The following is a 21,607-nucleotide window of genomic DNA, read 5'->3' on the forward strand; positions in this document are numbered from 1 at the left end:
GAAATTCCGACCCCTTATCTTATAAGAGGCCTTGAATGATTAATGCGGCAATCAGGATAGAGCCGCAGCGGTTCGTCGCCTTAACCGAATTGCCCATCAGCGGCAAATAGGCATGGGAAGGATTATGCTCCTTCAGCCTGCCGTATACGGCATACAGAGGAACGCCCGTCGCAAGTCCAAGCAGCGCATACCAAGGCAGCGCGTCCGCAAGCACGCAAATAACCAGTGAGACGTAAGCTAAAGCCAGCAGCCATCTGGAGAAGACTAGCGCTCTTTGTTCTCCCCATACGACAACCAGCGTTTTTTTGCCGGCCTGCTTGTCCGCCTGCCAGTGCAGGAAATGATGATTGAATAAAATAAGAGTGGTAAGCAGTCCGATCGGAAGCGAAAGCAGCAAAGCCCGGTAGTCGAGCTGCGAGGACTGCACATAGTAAGCGCCGGCAACGGGCAAAATACCAAACGACAGCAGGATTGCAACTTCGCTGTAGCCTTTGCCGCGGTAGCCAAAACGTATGGGCGGCGCAACATAGAAATAAGCGATCAATCCGCCAAGTCCTCCAAACACGATAACCGGCCATCCGCTGATCGCCGACAAAACAAGGCCGCATAGCGCGGCAAGCCCGAATAGCGACCAGGTCACGGCTGCGAATGCGCGGAGCGTCCACGTACCGTTTGTGAGATAGCCGGAATTGGTCGATATAACCCCTTCTGCTGCTTTGGCTGCTTCATCCGTTCCGTTGTAGTAGTCCCACAAATCATTGATCATATTCGAGAACAAATGCGCTGCGCCCGAGCCAACAAGCGTAAGCAGGAGCAGCCAAACATTAAAGCGGCCATCCCACACGAAAGCGCCCAATGCGCCAAGCGCAACGGGAATAAGCATAACAGGAAGCACGCGTATCCGCGATGCCTTCATAAACTGCTTCATGATGTTATTCAAAGCTGCATGTCTCTCCCTTCTTCTTCATCCGTCCAGCCTCATCAAATTTAATTGAAACACTTTGGGCAACGGACCGTCAACTGAAAGAATAGGGCGAAAGCATCAATATCTGACAAAAAAAGAGCTTCCCTGGGTGCTAAGCACCTCAGAAAGCTCTATCGCAACTCCTAGCCCCTAACCTGAATTTTCCGGTTAATCAGATAGGTCATCATATAAACCAGCAGGACGATGATAACAGCTTCATAAAGCAGCGGTCCCCAAAAATTCGGAACGCTGGCCTGCACATGAACGACCTGATCGGCGGAATCCGTAATCTTTACGTTAACGGATTTGAAAAACTGATCCGTAGACACGTTCATGTTTGGGAACAGCTTCGTTTCCACCCATTGAACGGCGAGCTGCAGCCCGATAAAGAGAGCCGCGCCTATCCAGGAGCCCTTTTTCCCTCTAAATACTTTCGCCACCGTAATGCTTGAGAAAATGATCGTTACAAATAAAATACTGGAGATCAGCATCGCCCAGAAGCCTCTGTCCGCCAGAATATCGAAGACACGCAAGTGTATCGTATCCACAACGCCGCCAAGCACAAGCAGATGGATTACGCCTGCAACGCCAATGACAATCAGCCCCGCGATTCCGAGCAATAGCGGAGATAATACCGTATATAAGGCTGGCAGCGGAAGAAGCCGGCGGTTAAAATACCTGAGATTGCGTTCGAACGTCCTGCAGACCGTTACGCAGAGCGAAATCGTTACGGCCAAATAAAGCAGAAAGGTCAGCACGTAAATCAGATCCGACTCCAGGTTCTTAACCTCGCCGTACACCGTAAGCGCACCTCCGGTTATGACGAACAAGGCTCCGACGATCAGCAAAAAGCCAGCGTTCCGTTTCCAATCGTATTTGACCAGCTTAAGCAAATTCATCATTCCGCGAACACCTCTTTAAACAGCTCATCCACGCTTTTGCCTTGCGAGAACCGGATCGTCTCCACTTCCTCGTGAAGGACAATGCTTCCGTTCTTGATCAGAATAACCTCGTCGAAAATCCGTTCGATATCCCGTACCAGGTGCGTGGATATCATCAAGCAGCTGTCTTCGTTATAATATTTAACGATCGCATCCAATATCTTCTCGCGGGCGACCGGATCCACGCCGCCAATCGGTTCGTCGAGCAAATACAGCTTGGCGTTGCGGGACAAAGCCAAGGTCAGCTGCAGCCGCTCGTTCATCCCTTTGGACAACGTGCTGATCCTGTCCGCGGGCTGCAATTTCATGAATTGCAGCATTTCATCGGCTTTTGCTGGGTCAAAGTCCGGGTAGAAATCCCGATAAAAGCCAAGCGCGTCCTTCACCCGCATCCAGGATTCCGTCAGCGGCTTATCCGGCATAAAAGAAGTCAAAGCTTTGGTCCGCTGACCGCTTGTTTCCCCGCATACGAGCAATTGGCCCGAGGATGGCGGCATAAGGCCGGCGGCGATTTTCATCAACGTGCTTTTGCCGCTTCCGTTGCTGCCAAGCAAGCCAATGATCCTGCCGGGCTGGATTTTGAAAGAAACATTGTCCAGCGCACGCTTGGCTCCATACGTTTTCGTTACTCCCGATAGCTCCAAGATCGATTCCACGTCTCTTATTCACTCCTGTCCGTACGGCTTTCCGCTTTGCCGTCTTTTACGGCATCCTTTACGATGGCCACAATATCGTCCTTCTCGAAGCCAAGCTCCTTCATTCCTTGCACAAACCGTTCGAGCAGCTCGCCCGCCATTTCTTTCTTGATTTGCATAATCGTCGACTCCCTACTCGTCACAAATCGGCCAAGTCCTCGTCTTGTCTCTACAATGCCTTCCCGCTCCAGCTCCTGGAACGTACGTTGAATCGTATTCGGGTTGATCTGCAGCTCAAGGGCCATGTCCCGTACCGATTCGATTTTGTCACCGGGATTTAATCTGCCGGTAATAATCTGCTTCTTCACATAGTTCATAATCTGAATATAAATCGGCATATTGTTGTCAAATACAATTGTCACGGGTCAAGATTCTCCTTTCCATCTGTCGGCCCCAAACGCCTCGCTTAAGCGATGTCGCGCTTCTTGAAAACGGCGAAGCTGACGGATAGGAACAGCGCCAAATATACAAGCAGTATAACAATGGAAAAGGCGAGCGTCATCCCCTCAACCGGCACTGCGTCGCTGCGGTAGACCGACAGGTCCGTATTGGCGAACAGCAAATACTTCGTAATCGTGTAACGGGACAGCAGCATAACCAGAAGACTGCCGACCATCATGGAGAAAATGCCGATGCCGATTGCCGCACCGTTTGATTTCGTCAGGATTCCAATCATAAAGGTCAGCGTTACGAACACAATGGAGTAAACGGCCAGACTTGCTGCATTGCTAAGAAAATCCGTCCAAGTCGATTCCCCTGCCCCGCCGCCGTAAACGATATAACCGGCAACGACGGCAAACACGGCCGCGGTTACGACTAACGTTAACGCGTAAAGCACGGAGATGATATACTTGGAGGCCAAAATCTTGTGACGGCTTTGCGCCCGGATCAGGAGAAACTTAATGGTGCCGTAACGGTATTCCTGCGTCACGCTGCCTGCCGCCGCGAGAACGGCAAGAACCGGAACCAGCTGCCCTGCGGCTTGAAGCATAATCGTGCCCGTTGCGAAATCAACCGTTGAGTTCAGGCCGTCCGGCGACAATTTGTAGAAAGCAAAGGCTAAAATCGCAAAAACAACGGCAAGAATGGCATAGGCGACGAAAAACGACTTCTTCTTGCTGAGCTTCAGCCATTCGTTTATTAATAATCCCGTAAAGTTACGCAATGCGGTTACCTCCCGTCAGCTTCATAAACTCTTCTTCCAAGGTTGCCCGTACTTCCTCAATCCGGTAGATTGCAACGCCTTCCGCCGCAAGCTTCGCGACAAGACCGGGAATCTGATCATGCAGCAGCTTGACGGTAATCCGGTTCGTGAAGGAATCCGTTTGCGTCACCTCAACCCCGTCGACGTGGCTGATCGCTTCCTGCGCCTGCCCGGCATTTCCGACCTGCATGGAAATGGTGAGCACCTTCTGCTTCGGCGATTCCGTCTCTCCGATGGAGCGGGCGGTAACAAACTTGCCTTCCTGAATTACGATAACCCGGCTGCACATCAGCTCGATCTCGCTGAGCAAATGGCTGGAGACCAGAATCGCGATGCCTTCGGATTCCGCTATCCGCTTCAAATATTCGCGCATCTCCTTGATACCCGCCGGATCCAGGCCGTTAGTCGGCTCATCCAGAATAAGCAGCTTTGGCTCATGGAGCAGCGCTTGCGCGATACCGAGACGCTGGCGCATGCCAAGCGAATAGGCCTTTACTTTTTTGCCGAGCGCTTCCTGCATGCCAACCAGCTTCGTAACCTCCTCAATCCGCGCGTCGGTTACGCCCTCCGTCATCCGCTGGTATTGCTTCAAATTATCGTAGCCCGTCATGTACGGGTAGAACTCGGGGTTCTCGATAATTCCTCCGACATGCCTGATGGCCTTCTCGAAGTTCGTCCGTACGCTTTGCCCGCAAATCCGGACGTCCCCTTCCGACATTCCGATTAAACCAACAATCATCCGCATCGTGGTTGTTTTGCCTGCGCCGTTTGGACCCAGCAGTCCAACAACCTCTCCCTGCGCGATATCAAAGGATAATCCGTTCACAATCGCTTTGCTGCCGATCTTCTTCGTCAAACCGTCCAATTGAAGCACGATCGACGGATTCGTTATTTTTGCCGTTGTCATAGCGCCTCTCCCTTTTGTATTAGTGTTATAGTTGAATGGTACACTAGATCATTAGAGATGTAAAGAGGCTGAATCAAAAATATCCATTTTTTTACGAAAAATAGTTGTTTGCCCGGAAGGACTGCCCTAGAATAGATAAGCACTGACGACCGCTTCGATAGGAGGCTATGAGGATGAGGCTGTTTCATTTCAGCGAGGAAAGGGCTATTGACGTCTTTGTTCCGAGGGTAAAAGCCAACCGGACCGATATGCCGCCCGTTGTCTGGGCGATTGACGAGGAGCATCAGTTCACCTTTTTCTTCCCGAGGGATTGCCCTCGAATCGTCTATACGAGATCGGCAGGATTAACTTCAGAGGATGAATGGAGGTTTTTCGGCACTACGGCTGCCAACATTGTGATTACCGTGGAGACCGGCTGGCACGAACGGATCAAGCAGACAACCTTGTACCGGTACGAGCTGCCACCCGAGTCCTTCGAGCTGTTCGACGAATACGCCGGATACCACGTATCCAAGGAAACCTTGGTTCCCCTTGCCGTGGAACCGCTTTCCGATCTTATTGAGCGGTTAGCGGGGCTTGGCATCGAGATCCGCTTCACTCCAAATCTTCATCCGCTTAAAGAAGCGATTCTGCAATCCTCCCTCCGTGACTTCGGAATTCACCGGTTCCGGAACGCGCAAGCTGATACTAGACCGTAAAACGACGCAAAGGCTGTCCTCCCCGCAAGGAGAACAGCCTTTGTCTTGTACCTGCAAGATTGGCATTAAACTTTAAAAATTGCCGCTTTTTCTTTCAGCTCATACGAGGATTGCTGCAGATTTTGCGCCATCCCTTGCAAATCATCCGAAATATTGTTCTGCTCAACGGACAGATGACCCATCTGTTCCATTTTGCCATTCACCTCGGAGGAGGTGAGCAGGAGCTTGTCCACGGCGGTCACGATATGCGTGATGCCGGTTGTAATTTCATTGATGGCCGTCGAGATCTCGCTGACTTGCTCGGACAACGTATGGCTCTGCTTTTCCAGTCCTTTGAACATGTCGCTCGCGGCGGTCGAGGCTTGCTTGGTGGAGAAGATTACTTCGGCGAAAGCACCCATGCTCTTGCTGCTTGCCGCCACATCCTCTTGAATCAGGTGCATTTCCTTCGAAATATTTTTCGAAATCTGGTCGGTCTGACCCGACAGCTTGCGGATCTCCTCGGCTACAACCGCGAAGCCCCGTCCATGCTCGCCGGCCCGGGCGGATTCGATCGATGCATTAAGAGACAGCAGGTTCGTCTGCGTATTGACATCCTGGATGCTCTCCAGAAACTTCGATACATTGCTGTAGCGTTCGGTAATGCGGTTAAAAGCTTCCGTCACCTGGTTGAATTGCTCAACCGTCTGGTTCACCATTTGGACAACGCCTTCCATGTCTACCGAGCCGGTATGGGAATCGTCTCTCATTTGCTGCATGTCTTTATTGATATAATCGCTCGACGCCGCAATTTGCTGCGAGCTTGCCGAGATCTGCTCCGTTACGGCCGAGATCGAAGTCGCATCGTCGTATTGGGAGAGCAGGACGGTTGTTCCCAGATCGATCTGCCCTTTCACCTGCTCGGATGCCGTACGGTTGCGGGAGATCATATCGCCCATCTGGTTCGACATCCGGAGAACGGTCTGGCTTACGCTTAGCGTCGCTTTGATGGTTGCTTTCAAATTATCGCCCATTGCCGCAAGCGAGCGGTCGATATCGCCGAATTCGTCCTTGCGTTCGAACGCCTGGTTATAAGTAAAGTCATTATGCCGATAGGCTTGAATGCGTCCCATAATCCCTTGAAGACCGGATCGGATGCTTCGGATGAGCCCAACCGTGAACAGAAACGGAATCACCGCCAGGATCAGTACGTTAATCAGGATGATTATATTCGCCGTATCCACGCTATCGGACAGAACCTTATCCGTATGCGCAGCGTCAACGGTAATCCGGGCGTTGACGTTCTGGTTGGCGAACTCCAGCTCGTTCAAGTAAATATTAACGAGCCTAAGCACAAGCGCCGATTTCATTTCGGCTGTCACATTTTCGAACTGGGTGACATTCGAGCTCTTCAAGTCATTGTAGGCAATCTCGTAGATGTTCGCCTGGCCAATGTACGTTTGCTGCTCCTCCGCGGCCGGGAACATCTTGTCCAGCTTCTCGAAGGTCTTCTTCAAATGCTCGATCTGACCCGGCATATCGGCCAAACGTTCTTTCGGATCGACTACTTCCGCATTCTGGCTGTCATTGTTGTTTTCGATCGAATTGATCATCATCAGAAGCGTTTGCAGCAGCGAATTAGAGATCCCTTCGTATTCGCGCTGCGCGCTCGTAAGCGTATTCGCATTCTTGACGGCATGGGATACCGACAGATTTTGCGTATAGATGAACGCGCCTGCCCCTACGTTAAATAAAGTGATGATGCTGGTCAGCATAAGCAGCCGCACACCGATTTTTCTTCTTCCCTCCACAAGCTGCTTTCTTGCGCCTAGCCATTGCAATGCCTTTTTAAACCATTCCTTCATTCTTCTCGTCTCTCCTCGCTGTCACTGAAAAAAGAAAATAAGCTATCCGGCCTAGGACAGGCGGATAGCTGTTTAAGGCACTATGTCCTGCGTCCGGCGGTCTGGCAGCCATCGCTTCTATGCAGCATTAGGCCCATAACTTTGCGTCCTTGCCTTTCGGCAAGTTTGCCTTTTTCAGTTGAATTACGCTATTTTCGACACACAAGGACTAGTTTAGGATATATATACCTATTTGTAAACAAAAATTGGGTCAATTCCCAACACTCCGACTTTAGTCTCATCCGTCTTTGATTCGCTGCCCAAAAACGCTATAATAGATTCAAATAATAAAAATAGAGACAGGAGGAGTCGACGATGGAATTCCGGTTGGATTTGATTGACGATAAAGTAGAGTTCTTTGAGGCTAGCGATCTGCGCACGCTGGAGCTAAAGATCGAGCGGCAAATCGAGAACAATAAAGCGCTTCTGCTGCAGGTTCACCAGGTTCAGCATCAAGCTGCCTTTAATGCCCTTACAGGTAAAATGCTGTACAGCGCCGTTGTTCATTTCAAGGCCAAAAAGCTCTAGAAAACTTTCTCGAAAAAAGTCTTGCATAATTCGCACGGGCTGTGGCATAATACGTTTTGTGCCCGACACAAACCATATGCCGGTGTAGCTCAGTTGGTAGAGCAACTGACTTGTAATCAGTAGGTCGTGGGTTCGACTCCTATCGCCGGCACCATTCTTTTCCGGGACGTAGCTCAGCTTGGTAGAGCACCTGGTTTGGGACCAGGGGGTCGCATGTTCAAATCGTGTCGTCCCGACCATAGAGCAAACGCGTAAGCTTGATAGAGATCAGGCTTTTTTTGTTTTTCTTCTATTATATACATTCGAATACATCCTTTAGCGTTTGAACGAGAAAAGCAATATCCTCATCCGTGGATGACAACGGCGGACTGATCGTTAGCACATTATTGTAGCCTGCGACGGTATCGCCATTTTTGCCTATTAGGAGACCTTTCGCCTTGCACTCCGCCATGATCCGTACAATGCCCGACAGCGGATAAGGCTCCTTCGTTTGTTTATCGCTAACCAGCTCGATGCCCATTAGAAAGCCAAAGCTCCGGATGTCTCCGACTATCGGATGCTCTTTCAAGCCGGTTAATCCCTCGATAAGCCGTTCGCCAAGCGCGGCCGACCGTTCCACCAGCTGTTCCCGCTCCAATATCCCGAGATTCGCCAGCGCAAGGGCACAAGCTGCCGGCGCGCCGCCAAACGTATTCAGATGACGGAAATGGCTGTACATGTCCTTGCCCTTGAAGGCGTCGTAAATATCTTTGCGAACCGCCGTTGCCGACAAAGGCAGATAACCGCTGGTCAGTCCTTTCGCCATCGTAACGATGTCCGGCTTAATGCCGTAATTCATATGCCCGAATTTACGGCCCGAACGGCCAAAGCCGCAAATCACTTCGTCGATAATGAGCAGTACGCCGTACCTCGTGCAGATATCCCTGACCTTCTCGAGATAAATGGGCTCGGGCACAAGGACTCCTCCGCCTGTGATCGCGGGTTCCATAATAACTGCCGCTATCGTCTCCTGCCCTTCCCATACGATCGTCTCTTCGATCGCTTGCGCGCATTGCAGATTAAACTGCTCGACCGACATGCTATCCGGACGCCGGTAGCTGTCCGGCGGGCGGACATGAAGGAAGCCTCCCGCAAGCGGCTCATACAAGTATTTGCGCTGAGCTTGCCCGGTTGCCGCTAATGCGCCCATCGAATTGCCATGGTACGCCCGGTAACGGGAAATAAACTTGTAGCGGCCAGGGGCTCCGGATTGCTCATGATATTGCCTTGCCATCTTAAACGCGACTTCGTTCGCGTCGGACCCGCTGTTGGAATAGAAGATGACATAGTCATCCTCCAGCCATTCATTCAGCTTTTCGGCCAGGCGGATCGCCGGCTCGTGGCTTTGCGTTAACGGATAGTAGGACAAGGTTTTGAGCTGTTCATAAGCCGCACGCGCCAGTTCCTCCCGCCCGTACCCCACATTCACGCACCAGAGACCGGACATCCCGTCCAAATACCGGTTGCCCCGGCTATCCGTTATCCACGAGCCTTGTCCTTCCTTAACGACCATCGGAGGTGCCTGCTCATTATAAGGCGCCATGGCATGCCACACATATTGACGGTCCTTTGCAATCAGATCCGCTTCATCCCGGTTGATGGACATCGCTTGCGCACTCCTCTCCCTTTACCTAACCGTACCATGCCGTAAACATAATCTTTTGCGCAGTCCTTCTCTTACATCTATGTCTAGTATAGAGGCGAATATTACCGTTTACATTAGACAGAATGTCACGAAGTACGGGGCTTTTTTCAATCTGAACGTCACAAACAACCGGAGCGGACTCTAGCTGCTCCGGTTGTTTGTTCCTCCGTCCGATTCTCTCAGGACTTTCGCGGCGCTTAACGATGCGGCACATCCTTAAGCACCGAAACCATACGAGCGCGCAGCCGCATTTCCGCCCCATGAGGAGTTTGCCGTCGCTCCATGCGAAGCCGTCTCCTTTGCATCTTGTTACAGCCTAGATTTTCCTTTCCAGTTTGATATTGAAGTCCGGCTTTGTAACGTAATCCATATAATTGACCGTACCGTCAAAATCCAAGTAAGCTTGATACCTCGTCCGTATCGCCGGGGACTGGATCAGGTCGAGCGCCTTCTCCTTCCGAACCCAGCATACCTCCGAGGTTTCTTCGGAAGTTCGCAAGGAACCGCCTGCTTGGCGGCATGCAAAATCCAGCATCAGCTTGGTAGGCACATCCGTTACCCCGTCATGCCATTTATACGTGCAAGTATTGGAGTATACGCCGATCAATTGCGAGACAACGCATGTGATCCCGCTCTCTTCCTGAATTTCGCGCATAAGCGCATCGGTCAAATTCTCCCCGACCTCCACCTGCCCGCCGGGAAATACCCATCCGTCATGCTGTGTTTTCACGAGCAGGATATCGCCTTGATCGTTCTCCACCATTCCTCCGACGGCCACAATATGAGTAGGCATCGCCATATTCTTTCCCTCCCTCAGCTTGTACGGCGAACGATAAATGTCAGCCAATTTCCCCGGTATTCGATAGACTTCCCGTATTTCACTTCTTGAACGGCCTGGGGGATCACTCGCTCCAGCACAATCTCCCAGCCGTTATAACATTCTCTCAAGAGAAAAAAAGCATCGTCTGTCGACAGGTTTAATTCTATTAATCCTTCCGACACTACGCCGGTATTATAATCCAGCTCTTCCGTCTGCGTACTCATTAAGATGGCATGAATGCCGCGGGGCCTTGTCCCTTCTATCATCCGGCCAATGACGGTTCGGAATGCGTCTACGGAGGATACATGCTCTAGGGAAGAGCATGCAATGATATAGTCATAAAATTGCGATGGGATCTGGAAATACTCGATATCCGCGGCAATCGCCTCCAGGTTATCTTTTACTTCGTATTTTTCCGCGTTATCCTGCAATATCGCGACTGCGGAAGGAAGGAGATCTACGGCCGTCACCTTTCCGCTATAGGCTTTGATTGCTTGCGCAATCGGAATGGCATTTCGCCCAACACCGCAGCCAAGATCCAATACGCGCATCCCATGAGGCTCCAGCAAAACGTAAGTATCCATAATGGCTTGCACCGGCTTAGCGATCCAGGTTCCGGGGGCGAACAACTCATGTTCGGCATAAAACTTCTCGTGGTACTTTATTTCTTCCGTTCTTGCCTGGAGAAATCTCGAATCCAATTCGACCTCGCCTCCTCTATCTGCCAACCTCTCCATTCTCCTTATATTTTCCATCAAAAGCAACTCATTTCTCACTTACGCTTCGCTCATTTGAACGCTGTTAGTCGTGCGGGTAATAACCCATTTCCAGTTAAATAAAAAACCGAGCTCCCTATTAGGAACCCGGCTTATATAAATAAGAATCGATTACTTCGTCATGACATACTCATTCACAAAATCGTTCCGGAACTTCCCGTCCGGGTCGCACTCCAGCATCAGCTGGCGGAATTCCGGGAGCTTCCCGAACAGGGCTTGGACTCGCTCCGCCGGCATTGTAAACACTTTGCCCCAATGCGGCTGCGCGTTAAACTTTTCCAGCTTGGCTTCGATGAGCGGCAGCACCTGCTTGACGGCTTCCCAATTCGGTTTCCAGGTAAAGTGGAAGCCAACGGAATCCTTCCGATAGCTTGGACTTAACCACAGCTGATCGGCAGCAATGGTGCGAATTTCGGAAATAAACAACAGCGGGGCGATCTGCTCGCCAAGCTCGCGAATTGCGCAAATGGCTTCATAGGCATGCTCACGGGCCACAAAATATTCCGTTTGCAGCTCTTCGCCGGCACTTGGCGTGAAATCCATGCGGAAATGCGGCAGACGTTCATGCCATGGGCCCGGCACGCCGAATTGCTCGCTGCAATTTTCGGCGGTTTGGTCCGGTACGGGATGGCGTTTGGCTTCCGCGAGGCTGGCCCCGTAGAATTCCGCTTGCGCCTCCCCAGCCGAACCCTCTTGAACCAATTTTTTTTGCCAAACCTGATTAATAGATGAGCCCTTCCAGTCCGTAAACAGGCTGACGCTATAAGCGCTGGAGTAAATGGCGTCAAAATTATTCTCGAGCTGTGCCAGCGGGAGAAGATCATAAATGTATTGACTAATCTCAAAGGAAGGCTGAATGTCCAGCGTAATGGCGGTTACGACGCCTAAAGCTCCTAAACCAACAACGGCTCCATTAAACTTTCCGTCCTCGTCATCCCGGGTAAACACGGCGATTGTTCCGTCGGCTTTTACGATTTCGAGGGCATAAACAGCCGTTGCCAGATTGCCGTTCCGGTCTCCGGAGCCATGGGTTGCCGTTGCAATAGCGCCCGCTATCGTAATATGCGGCAGCGACGCCAGGTTATGAAGCGCGTAACCTTCCCGATGCAAATATTCGCCCAGATCCCCGTAACGTATTCCGCCTTCTACCTTTACGCGGTTATTTGCCATATCCAACTCAAGTACACGATTCATCTTCTGAAGCGACAACAGGCTTGCGTGCGAATCCGCGATCCCGTTAAAGGAATGTCTCGAGCCCAGTACTCTCAGCTTGCTGCTTCTCACAACCATCTCCCGCACTTGTTCCACATTCTCCGGGTAGAGATATTCCAAGGCATTATACGTGTAATTGCCTGCCCAATTCTTCTCTTTTGACACTACCTGCACTCTCCAGTCATTCAAGATGATAAAGCCTACCTTATAGTCATTAACCGCCCGATCTTCTTTTCCTGCCCCGATAAAAAATAAAATAACCGGCCTTGGCAAAGGCCGGTTATAGCTTTAAAGCATGAACTCTTTCAATTCGCCGCGCTCGTACACCGCCTCGAATTCGTCATCGTCCATCTTATTTATTTCGTCGATACGCGCAATTAACAGCCTTCCCGCTTCAAGGAGTTCGGGCCGATAGTCGAAAATCCGCTCTATCTCTTCGGTTAGCCTTGCCGCTGTCCATTCCGTCGATGGTTCCGTCCCTGTTACCTGATCAATTATCCATTCACGGCTCTGAAAGCTGAAGCTAAGCCTTGCGCTAATACTGTCCTCCAACCCTTCAAGCTGCAAAACCAGCGTATTGTCCAGCATCTGCAAGCCTTGAGGCAATGCATGATACTCAAAGCCCTTCTCTATTAACGAAGAAATACGGATCAATCCAATCGACTCCCCCCATAAAACTCGTCAATATAATACCAAATATTCGCGAAAAATCAACAAAATTCGCCAAAATCGATTAAGAAGTTGTCTCGCCTTCCGAGTTAAGCACTGCTTGTCTATACGAGGAAGGCGCTACGCCAAATCTCTCTTTAAATACCTTTGAAAAATGGGCAACATTCTCAAAGCCGGTTGAGAAACAGACATCCGTAACCAAGGCTGACGTGTGAAGCAGCATGTCCCTTGCAATATCCAACCTCCGGTTACGTATCCAGCGCACGGGGGAAGTATTGTAGATCGCTTGAAAATCACGCTTGAACGTCGACAAACTTCGACCCGACAAGTATGCTAGATCCTGAAGCGAGACCGGATTAGTAATATTCTGCTCCACGATTTCAGTAATCCCTTTTTTGTCCGTTCGTCTTAATTGCAAAAACTGATATAGAAACTGTTCGTCCGCATCCGCGACATCAAACAATAACTCCAGCAGTTTAACCCTAATCAACCCTTCTTTTAAAGCTTCCCTTTCTTTAAAATACGGTTTCAATGAATGAATATAGCTCATTAGCCGCTCATTGATCGCTTTCACAGATACCGGTACCAAAACAGCCGGATGGTTATATTGGAGATCCGCCATATTAATAAATTCTGTCAGCAGTTCTTCTTTCAGAAAAAACATGATATAGTCCAGACGATAGTCGGAATCCTCTTCTCCCGACTTCTCGTAATTCACTAAAATCGACTTCTGCAGCAGAACCATTTCATTCTTATTTACGGTAAACTCCTCATCGCCGAACGTTACTTTATACATGCCCTCAAGCACAAACAAAAGAAGATGATCCTCCAGGAACATACTTCCTTTAAGTCCTTCCGTAAACGTACAAGATTCAATAACCGTTAACCCTTTCATTTTCAATAACCGTTGTTCGCTGGAATCGTTGGCCAGATCTCGAGGAGCCTTAAGCACTTTTTCTGCCCGTACAGACATTAGCTCTTCCTCCTAATGAGCTCATAATGGGAAAAACCGGGTGCGGAAGCCCCGGTTTCATCTTAATGTGAATGATCATTTAAACATCATCATGGTCAGTACCGGTGATGACATCATGCCAATTCGCGATATCTCGTTCAAAATCGGCTGTTTTTTCTCTGTACCGCTGCAGAGAATCTTTCCCTAACGGCAAATGGACAGGCGGATTTTCCGCGTTCGCAATTCGTACAATGGCTTTTGCCAGCTTTACGGGATCTCCCGGCTGTTTGCGGTTAGCCGCCGCAGCGAAATCCCTCATCTTTCCGACCGTTTCCGCGTAATCGGGAATGACTTTTCCGGAGCTGCTAAGGGAAGAAGCATCCAGGAAGTCGGTACGGAAGAAGCCCGGTGCAACTACGGTAGCATGTATGCCGAGCGGGGCCAACTCCAAGGCGAGGGACTCTGTAATCCCTTCAACGGCGAATTTAGTTGAACCGTATACTCCCCATCCGATATATCCGCTTAATCCTCCGACAGACGAAATATTAATAATATGTCCCGAACGTTCTTTTCGCATATGAGGGAGTACGGCACGGGTTACATTCAACAAACCGAATACGTTGGTTTCGAAGTTCCTTCTCACCTCTTCGGCGGAAGCCTCTTCTACGGCGCTAAGAAGGCCAAAACCTGCGTTATTGACCAAAACATCAATTTTCCCGAACTTCCGTGCGATCTGGTCTGCCGCTTCTTTAGCCTGTTCTTCATTTGTAATGTCCAGTATCCCAACGCTAAGATTAGCGGGATTCCCAAGTTGATCCAATAAAGCCTCCGGCGAACGCCGAACCGTTGCGATGACTTGATCTCCGGTTGCAAGCACTGCCTTTACAATCTCCAAACCAATTCCTCTGGATGCTCCCGTGATTAACCATACTTTTTGCTCTGCCATTATATTCTCCCACCTGTTCTTTGTTTTATTTATCTCAAGAAGAAGTAATGCTGTCCTGCATGTGTTCACTATACTGCTTTTTCGACGTTCGCACTTTTCTCTAAAGCCCGTTTTATTTGTCTATTTCGTTCAATACAAACCTTCAGGGCATGGTTACGAAAAAGTGACCCGGACAGTAAAAAGTAACTACTTCTCAAACAAGCGCTCCGACAGCATAATGGCATTGCAAACACTCAACTCTCACAACGAATTGACCAAATGCAAAAAATTGACCTTTCCGGAAGGCTCGGGCATCTATCGTTGATGTTTGCTTCTGTTTCGCATGAAATCCACATGAGCGCTGCCCCATTGATGCATAAATGTTAGCAGCGGCTCTAATGTATGGCCGTAATCCGTTAATGAATATTCCACTTTAGGCGGGACAACCGGGTAAACCTCCCGTTGAATAATGTGGTGCTCTTCAAGCTCACGCAATTGCGTAGTCAGCATTTTTTTCGTGATATTCGGTATGCCCTTCTGAAGCTCGCTGAACCGTTTCGTGCCCTGGAAAAGCATGTATAAAATCGGTATTTTCCATCTGCCCGTTATGACTTCGAGTGCTGGCTCTACCTTGCAATAACTCAATTCGTGTTCCATTTGTATACGCTCCGATAATTTAATGAAAAATAGTTGAAAGCAGGTGTTCCAGATGAGTAATGGATCTGTAACGAATACATTCAAACGCTTTGAAATCGGTCTTTATACCTTTGGCGATTTAATTCCTGACCCGGCTAGCGGCACAACCATAAGCGCTCAGCGGCGGATGAAAGAAATAATCGATGCAGCCAAGCTGGCTGACGAAGCCGGTTTAGATATCTTTGGAGTAGGAGAGCATCACAGACTGGATTTCGCCGTATCCTCTCCCCCCGTTATTCTGGCCGCAATCGCGCAAGCTACTAAACAGATCAAGTTGACCAGCGCAACTACCGTCCTAAGCACGGTTGATCCCGTCCGCTTATTCGAAGATTTCGCCACTCTCGATTTGCTGTCTGGAGGGCGAGCAGAAATCATCGCTGGGCGCGGAGCCTTTGTGGATTCCTTCCCTTTATTTGGCTACAAGCTAGAAGATTATCACGCTTTATTCGCCGAGAATATCGAGCTTCTATTAGAACTCGGTAAACAGGAGACAATCACGTGGAACGGACAATTCCGCAGTTCGTTGAGTGATCTCGAAATTGCTCCAAGACCTAAACAGCCTGAATTGCCTGTTTGGATTGGCGTAGGCGGAACGCCTCAGAGCGCCCATAATGCAGGCCGGCTTGGTCTAGGCATGAACCTGGCTCTTCTTGGCGGGACACCGGAACGAGCAAAGCCTCTTGCGGACATATATCGCCAGGCTGGGCAGCAAGCCGGACATGAACCTTCCAAGCTGAGGGTAGCCGTCTCCAGTCACGGTTATATCAGCGATACCTCCCAGCAGGCGCTGCATGAATTTTATCCATACTATAGCAGTTACCTCGGACAATTTGCGGGCAGAAAAATGTCCCAAGCCGAGTTCGGTCGTATCGCCTCACCTGAAACGGCATTTGCTGTAGGCAGCCCGGAGCAAGTCATTGAGAAAATTTTGCATCAGCATGAGCTGTTTAAGCACGACCGATTCATGCTTCAAATGGATGTTGGCGGTATGCCTTTCGGCAAGGTAGCAACCGCAATCGAATTGCTGGCAGCCAAAGTTGCCCCTGTCGTACGGCGGGAGCTTACCCGTTAATTTCCACCTGTCGTGGCGATCGCTGGATTATCCGGCTATACTGTCGATCATCCAGCCGATCGCCTTATTCAGATCAAGCGGCTTATAAAGAATAATACTGCTCCATATGATAATGCCGATGCAGGAAATGACGATGAACACCCACATTTCATTTCGAGACGAATGTAAGCGTCGGACGATAATCGTTCCTCCTGTCAAAAACAGTAAAGCGATCAGCATTAGGCTAATCATGCAGATTTCGCAACCTTTCCAGCATTTTTTAACCAATGGACCACAAGAAGCAGAACCGGGAAGCCCACACCAAACGGCAAATAATAGGCAAACAAATAGTCGCGAATCCACTTCATATACTCTCCGATATTCGCAAACAGAAGGGAATAAGCCGATATGACCCAAATCAAAGGAATCGTTATTGCCGCACGGCTGCGGATGGCAAACAGCTGCGCGATTGCGGTTACCGTACAATAAAGGATGACGCTTACCTTCACAAAAACGATTAACAGCACATTAACGGACAAGATCGATTCAAAGTGCTCCATAAAGTTGGAAAAAACCATTTCTCGGAAGATCGTATACTCCGGATACAGAAGATGAGAAGCCCTGTGCACGCCTAGAATTCCAATTACGAAAAATACCGAAAGCGCAACTTGCATGCCCGCTGACGCCGTCCCGCCTAATAAAGCCGTCTTAAGCTTGCCTTGTACCAAAGGAAATATCATCATAAAGGCTATAGATTCCATAAAGGGCAGTCCCAGCGCGTATTTCGTTTCCACTATTGTTGGCCAGAGATGAAATTCGCTCGGAATACGGAAATTGCGCCATTGCCACTCGGTTAACATAACGGTAAATGGGACCCAGAACGCAACAAATACATACGGCACAATAAACACGCTGACTAACGAAATGACTCGAATGCCTTTAATCACGGCGTAAGCGCAGACAACAAGACAAGAAAGATGAATGACCGTCGAAGGCGTTCTTGGCATCATAGCCACATGCACGTAATCACTTACATTCCTTGTTACCCAAGCCGTAATTTGAATGAAAAAGAGGATATAACAGAAGGAAACTATTCCTCCGCCGTACCTACCCAATACTTTATTGCATATTTGGACCAGCGACAGCCCTGGATGCTGATCAAAAATGTACACCCATAGCGATGCTATCCCTAATCCGAAGACGAGACTCCAAAGATGCACCAGCCAGCCAAACTGTTGAGCATCCATAACCGTGGCGCTTGGAAGCACAAGAAAGGTTGTTCCTTTTACAAAGCAAGTTACAATGCAAAACATTTGAAGCGTATTTAATTTTTTCTCCAATTCATATCCCCTACTCGTATGGCGTGATCGTATTCCCTAGTGAGGTTACTTTGGAATGGGTATCAAATTGAACCTTGATCTCCTTCCAGTTTTTTCGGCCTTGCCTGGTATCGCCGATTCCGAGCAAATCCCAATTCTGTTTAAGGGCGAAACGGAAAAAATCCTCGCCTTTCTCGTTAAAAAAAGAATTAATCGCCTGCTCCAGTTCCTTGATATTGCTTGCATTCAATCTCTGGTTCTGCTCGTTGTTTATGATGCCCGCCTTTGCGTTCAGTCGCAATATCAGCTGTTTTTCCGTTTTCCAGATCCGCTTGATCTTTATATCCCTCACTTCTATATCAACACGTTTATTTCTGACCTCGACCGTTTCATCGATTCGCTTGGCATATCCGTTAAAAACATAATACAGGTTCTTTATCTCGGTATTGATTTTCCCGACCATCTTCGCTCGGATAAACACGGCTCCCGATACTAGCCTCAGATTTTCCTTGGTCGCGTTAATATCGTCTAGCCGGTCCGCTTTTGATGCAGCACGCTCCCCCGTATATTGAATAATGGGAATAATAGTCGGCCTGCTGAAAGGAATGCCTGCAACGATATCTTTCATTCGTATTGGCAGTTTGTTGATTCCAAAATTTTTCGCATGCCAATCCAATAGGAGCCGAATATTTCTTCCCGGCACCCGGTCCAATACGGTAAAGGAATTCATTACGGTAGATACAGGCTCTTCCGTCACGATAGTATAAACATTGGTTCGGCGCTCGGGATCATTTTCTAACAAATTCACAAAGCTCAGCACTCCGTTTCTAGCGCTGCGCTCCGATAGAACATAAACCTGCATATGCGAGGTATACAGCTTTCTGGACATCACGGCCTCTGTTTTTTTCGTAATTAGGCCAATGGCAGGCGCAGAAACTTCATAAGTGTATACAGCCGCTCTCGACGGTCCGGATCCCCGGGCTTCAATGCTGGGAGGATTCAATACTTGAAAGTAAAAATGGAAGTTGCGGTTATCGTCCTGGTCCATCGCAATCGTATCCACTAGAGCTAACTGATTGATTTCTTTCATATCCCAGCATCCTGGACAGATCCCTAACATACATAGAGCTAATATCAACTTCCGCATGATGGCTACCCTCTGCTATCTATTCTTTTTGCCGCCGTTGTTTCATCATTGGTCTAGGAAGACGGAGAATGGAATCCCTCCACTCCTTTAGCTTTAACGGCGCAACAGGCGAGAAGTAAGGCGTACCGAAAGGCTCTAAAGACATCAAATGCACAAGGAGAAAGAAAACGCCGCACATAATTCCAAAGAAGCCCAAAGCGCCGGCCAACCCCATAAAGGCAAACTGGATAATTCGTTGGGCGATTCCAAATCCGTAGGTTGGAGCAACAAAATTTGCAATTGCCGTCAAGGAGACTACGATTACCATCGCTGCCGATACAAGCCCTGCTTCCACCGCGGCTTGTCCAAGCACAAGCGCCCCAACGATCGAAATCGCTTGCCCCGCTATCCGCGGCATGCGAAGTCCCGCTTCACGAATGATCTCGAATACGATGAGCATGGCGAATGCTTCAATAACGCCCGGAAACGGCACGCCTTCCCGTTGCGACGCAAGATTTGCCAGCATGGATGACGGAAGCAATTCCTGATGGTAGCTGGCTACAGAAATATACAAGGCAGGAGTAAAAATTGAAATTAGAAATGCAAGCATGCGAAGCCACCGCAGCAACGTGGCAATATCAGCTCGCTGGTAATAGTCCTCCGTTGCTGAAAACATCTGAAAAAAATGAATTGGACCTGCCAATAAAACAGGTGTGCCATCCGTTAATACAACCGCCTGCCCCTCTAGCAGCTTTGCTACAATGGCATCAGGCCTTTCGGATGCAAGAAATTGCGGAAACGGGGTTAACGTTTTTTCCTGAATGTATTCTTCTATGAAAGCACTCTCGAGAATGCTGTCTGTATGAATCGCTTTTAATCTGGTTCGGAATTGATCGATGATTTGAGGCTCTGCCTTGCCCCGCATATATAATAAACAAACCGTTGTTTGCGTTTCTGTACCGATTGTCATTTTCTCGATAACGAGATCTGTACTCTTTAAACGTTTGCGAATAAGGGAAAGATTTCTCGAGTAATCCTCAACGAAGCCTTCGCGCGGGCCTCTCACGACGGATTCCGTATCAGGCTCCGCAACAGCGCGCTGCTCAAGGCTGCGCACGTCAATAGACACGGCTTCCGTTCCAACCGGAATGACTAGACATTGGCCATCCAATATCTCCTTTAAACAGGACTCAACACCGCTTACTTTCTTCAGTTCAGCTTGTTTAAATAACGATAAGAGCCATTGAACCGGTGTATGATCCCTGAGAGGCTGGCAAGGTGTTATCATTCCCGAGATAACCAGCTCATCTATAAGCTTCTTATCCGCAAGTGTAGACAGATACATACAGGTTAATTCGAGCTTTTCCTGCACGAAATAAGTCTTTACGATAAGATCAGGCGAACCGCTAAGAGCCTTCTGAATCTTTTCCGGCAAACCGACTTCAAGCTGGTTCATTTTGGAAGCCTCCTTTTTGACTGAGTATTCCCTTGACCTTTAGAAATATTCTAAGGCGATTCGAAAACAAAAAAGACCCGAAAAACAGACACTTAAAAAGAAGTGCCTATCTTCGGGTCACCGCTCTAATCCATTGGAGACAGCCTCTAGTTTACTCCGCGCAATACATAAAACCTATAGCACCGGGGCCGGTATGCGTCGTAATAACCGGAGTGGCCGGGCGGATACGGACTGGCGTTGCCGTGATCCGGCTGATCTCTTCCCGAAGCCGCTCGGCTAAGGAAAGATTATCGGCATGCGAGATTCCGATCTCGGTTATCTCCTTGCCTTCGGTATCGCTCTTGAACCGTTCCATCAAGCTCTTAATAATCTGGGATGAAGTCCGGACCTTGGCAATCGGCGTATATACGCCTTCCTGCAGCATCGCGATCGGTTTGATGCTAAGCACCGAGCTGATCCAGCCCTTTGCTTTGCCGATGCGTCCGCCCTTTACGAGATTTTCCAACGTATCCACGACAACTAACAATGAGGTGTTTTCAAGTATGCTTTTTAATCTCGCCTTGATTTGCTGGGCCGTGTGTCCTTCCTTGGCGAGCTTAGCGGCTTCAATCACTTGAAATCCAAGCGCTTGGGAGATCATCTGAGAGTCGATAACGACAACATTGCTGGCGGACATCTCCGCTGCGGCGCTCGCCGAGGCAAAGGTACCGCTTAAGCCGCTTGTCATATGAATGGAAATAATGGTGTCGCCATTCTTGCCAAGCCTGTCGTACGTGTCGAGAAATACGCCAACGGCAGGCTGCGAGGTTTTCGGGAGCTCTGAGGCCATTTTCATTTTTTGAATAAAATCAAGCGGAAAAATCGTTACGTTATCTTCGTACGTCTCCCCGTCAACATACACCGACAGAGGAATGACCTCCACTTCATGCTGGTCGAGCAGTTCCTTCGGCAAATCCGTTGTGGAATCGGTAACAATCCTGATGCCGGGCATAAATAGCCTCCTTAAATGAATAATCACCAGAATGACCGTTGTTCGGTCATCGTGATGATTCATGCTTCGTAAGCATTAGCTTAATGAATAATCACCAGAATGACCGTTGT

23 protein-coding genes, 2 tRNA genes and 1 riboswitch are annotated in these 21,607 nt (G+C 49.2%); of the genes, 5 read left to right on the forward strand and 20 right to left on the reverse strand.

Features of this window, described 5'->3' with window-relative positions:
- Nucleotides 1-19: 19 nt before the first annotated feature.
- The 6 genes from EV294_RS10050 to EV294_RS10075 form a co-directional block, all read right to left on the reverse strand.
- Nucleotides 20-928 carry a prenyltransferase gene (locus EV294_RS10050; protein WP_132307158.1) on the reverse strand — a complete coding sequence of 303 codons (909 nt, stop codon included), beginning with the start codon at nt 926-928 and terminating at the stop codon, nt 20-22.
- A 179-nt stretch (nt 929-1,107) separates the two neighbouring features.
- Nucleotides 1,108-1,866 (reverse strand): hypothetical protein, encoded by a 759-nt coding sequence (locus EV294_RS10055; protein WP_132306339.1) that lies wholly within the window; start codon nt 1,864-1,866, stop codon nt 1,108-1,110.
- A complete protein-coding gene (locus EV294_RS10060) occupies nt 1,863-2,561 on the reverse strand; it encodes an ABC transporter ATP-binding protein (RefSeq protein WP_132306341.1) in 699 nt (232 codons plus the stop codon). The genes EV294_RS10055 and EV294_RS10060 overlap by 4 nt, the downstream gene beginning before the upstream one ends.
- A gap of 5 nt (nt 2,562-2,566) precedes the next feature.
- Nucleotides 2,567-2,962, reverse strand: coding sequence for a GntR family transcriptional regulator (locus EV294_RS10065; protein ID WP_132306343.1), 396 nt, complete (start codon nt 2,960-2,962; stop codon nt 2,567-2,569).
- Nucleotides 2,963-3,006: 44 nt separating this feature from the next.
- On the reverse strand, nt 3,007-3,765 hold the full coding sequence (locus tag EV294_RS10070; protein WP_132306345.1) for an ABC transporter permease: 759 nt from the start codon (nt 3,763-3,765) through the stop codon (nt 3,007-3,009).
- Entirely contained in the window at nt 3,758-4,711 is a 954-nt protein-coding gene (locus EV294_RS10075) for an ABC transporter ATP-binding protein (protein WP_132306347.1), read from the reverse strand. The genes EV294_RS10070 and EV294_RS10075 overlap by 8 nt, the downstream gene beginning before the upstream one ends.
- 173 nt (nt 4,712-4,884) lie before the next feature.
- Between EV294_RS10075 and EV294_RS10080 the strand changes: the two genes are divergently transcribed.
- Entirely contained in the window at nt 4,885-5,409 is a 525-nt protein-coding gene (locus EV294_RS10080; RefSeq protein ID WP_132306349.1) for a DUF6886 family protein, read from the forward strand.
- A gap of 65 nt (nt 5,410-5,474) precedes the next feature.
- Here EV294_RS10080 and EV294_RS10085 read toward each other — a convergent pair whose 3' ends face one another.
- The gene (locus tag EV294_RS10085; RefSeq protein WP_132306351.1) at nt 5,475-7,253 is read right to left on the reverse strand and encodes a methyl-accepting chemotaxis protein; all 1,779 of its coding nucleotides are present in this window, start codon (nt 7,251-7,253) and stop codon (nt 5,475-5,477) included.
- A gap of 92 nt (nt 7,254-7,345) precedes the next feature.
- Nucleotides 7,346-7,433, reverse strand: a riboswitch (cyclic di-GMP riboswitch).
- Between the two features lie 174 nt (nt 7,434-7,607).
- Here EV294_RS10085 and EV294_RS10090 point away from each other — a divergent pair.
- From EV294_RS10090 to EV294_RS10100, 3 genes are all read left to right on the forward strand, one after another.
- Nucleotides 7,608-7,820: a YrzA family protein gene (locus EV294_RS10090; RefSeq protein ID WP_132306353.1), complete on the forward strand. Its 213-nt coding sequence runs from the start codon at nt 7,608-7,610 to the stop codon at nt 7,818-7,820.
- 78 nt (nt 7,821-7,898) lie between these two features.
- Nucleotides 7,899-7,974, forward strand: a tRNA-Thr gene (locus EV294_RS10095).
- 8 nt (nt 7,975-7,982) lie between these two features.
- Nucleotides 7,983-8,059, forward strand: a tRNA-Pro gene (locus tag EV294_RS10100).
- Between the two features lie 53 nt (nt 8,060-8,112).
- Here EV294_RS10100 and EV294_RS10105 read toward each other — a convergent pair.
- The 8 genes from EV294_RS10105 to EV294_RS10140 all read right to left on the reverse strand — a co-directional run bounded on the left by EV294_RS10105 (nt 8,113) and on the right by EV294_RS10140 (nt 15,515).
- The gene (locus EV294_RS10105; protein WP_132306355.1) at nt 8,113-9,465 is read right to left on the reverse strand and encodes an aspartate aminotransferase family protein; all 1,353 of its coding nucleotides are present in this window, start codon (nt 9,463-9,465) and stop codon (nt 8,113-8,115) included.
- A 355-nt stretch (nt 9,466-9,820) separates the two neighbouring features.
- A complete protein-coding gene (locus EV294_RS10110) occupies nt 9,821-10,303 on the reverse strand; it encodes an NUDIX hydrolase (protein ID WP_132306357.1) in 483 nt (160 codons plus the stop codon).
- A gap of 14 nt (nt 10,304-10,317) precedes the next feature.
- A complete protein-coding gene (locus EV294_RS10115; protein ID WP_132306359.1) occupies nt 10,318-11,025 on the reverse strand; it encodes a class I SAM-dependent methyltransferase in 708 nt (235 codons plus the stop codon).
- Nucleotides 11,026-11,211: 186 nt separating this feature from the next.
- Nucleotides 11,212-12,477, reverse strand: a complete 1,266-nt coding sequence (locus EV294_RS10120; protein ID WP_132306361.1) for an FAD-binding protein — start codon at nt 12,475-12,477, stop codon at nt 11,212-11,214.
- A 123-nt stretch (nt 12,478-12,600) separates the two neighbouring features.
- Nucleotides 12,601-12,966, reverse strand: coding sequence for a hypothetical protein (locus EV294_RS10125; protein WP_132306363.1), 366 nt, complete (start codon nt 12,964-12,966; stop codon nt 12,601-12,603).
- A gap of 79 nt (nt 12,967-13,045) precedes the next feature.
- Complete coding sequence (locus tag EV294_RS10130) at nt 13,046-13,954, reverse strand: helix-turn-helix domain-containing protein (protein ID WP_132306365.1); 909 nt, start codon at nt 13,952-13,954, stop codon at nt 13,046-13,048.
- Nucleotides 13,955-14,033: 79 nt separating this feature from the next.
- Nucleotides 14,034-14,879 (reverse strand): oxidoreductase, encoded by an 846-nt coding sequence (locus EV294_RS10135; protein WP_132306367.1) that lies wholly within the window; start codon nt 14,877-14,879, stop codon nt 14,034-14,036.
- A gap of 294 nt (nt 14,880-15,173) precedes the next feature.
- Entirely contained in the window at nt 15,174-15,515 is a 342-nt protein-coding gene (locus EV294_RS10140) for a winged helix-turn-helix transcriptional regulator (protein ID WP_132306369.1), read from the reverse strand.
- 52 nt (nt 15,516-15,567) lie between these two features.
- Between EV294_RS10140 and EV294_RS10145 the strand changes: the two genes are divergently transcribed.
- Complete coding sequence (locus tag EV294_RS10145; protein ID WP_132306371.1) at nt 15,568-16,626, forward strand: LLM class flavin-dependent oxidoreductase; 1,059 nt, start codon at nt 15,568-15,570, stop codon at nt 16,624-16,626.
- A gap of 27 nt (nt 16,627-16,653) precedes the next feature.
- On the opposite strand, the gene EV294_RS10150 is transcribed toward EV294_RS10145, so the two are convergent.
- The 5 genes from EV294_RS10150 to EV294_RS10170 all read right to left on the reverse strand — a co-directional run bounded on the left by EV294_RS10150 (nt 16,654) and on the right by EV294_RS10170 (nt 21,497).
- A complete protein-coding gene (locus EV294_RS10150) occupies nt 16,654-16,857 on the reverse strand; it encodes a hypothetical protein (protein WP_132306373.1) in 204 nt (67 codons plus the stop codon).
- Nucleotides 16,854-17,945 carry a GerAB/ArcD/ProY family transporter gene (locus EV294_RS10155; protein ID WP_132306375.1) on the reverse strand — a complete coding sequence of 364 codons (1,092 nt, stop codon included), beginning with the start codon at nt 17,943-17,945 and terminating at the stop codon, nt 16,854-16,856. Before EV294_RS10155 ends, EV294_RS10150 begins: the two co-directional genes overlap by 4 nt.
- Before the next feature lie 10 nt (nt 17,946-17,955).
- Nucleotides 17,956-19,014 carry a Ger(x)C family spore germination protein gene (locus EV294_RS10160; protein WP_165930635.1) on the reverse strand — a complete coding sequence of 353 codons (1,059 nt, stop codon included), beginning with the start codon at nt 19,012-19,014 and terminating at the stop codon, nt 17,956-17,958.
- Between the two features lie 76 nt (nt 19,015-19,090).
- On the reverse strand, nt 19,091-20,506 hold the full coding sequence (locus EV294_RS10165) for a spore germination protein (protein WP_132306379.1): 1,416 nt from the start codon (nt 20,504-20,506) through the stop codon (nt 19,091-19,093).
- Between the two features lie 151 nt (nt 20,507-20,657).
- Nucleotides 20,658-21,497: a DegV family protein gene (locus EV294_RS10170; RefSeq protein WP_132306381.1), complete on the reverse strand. Its 840-nt coding sequence runs from the start codon at nt 21,495-21,497 to the stop codon at nt 20,658-20,660.
- Nucleotides 21,498-21,607 lie beyond the last annotated feature (110 nt).

Source organism: Paenibacillus sp. BK033, assembly GCF_004345425.1.
Taxonomy (GTDB): Bacteria; Bacillota; Bacilli; order Paenibacillales; family Paenibacillaceae; genus Pristimantibacillus.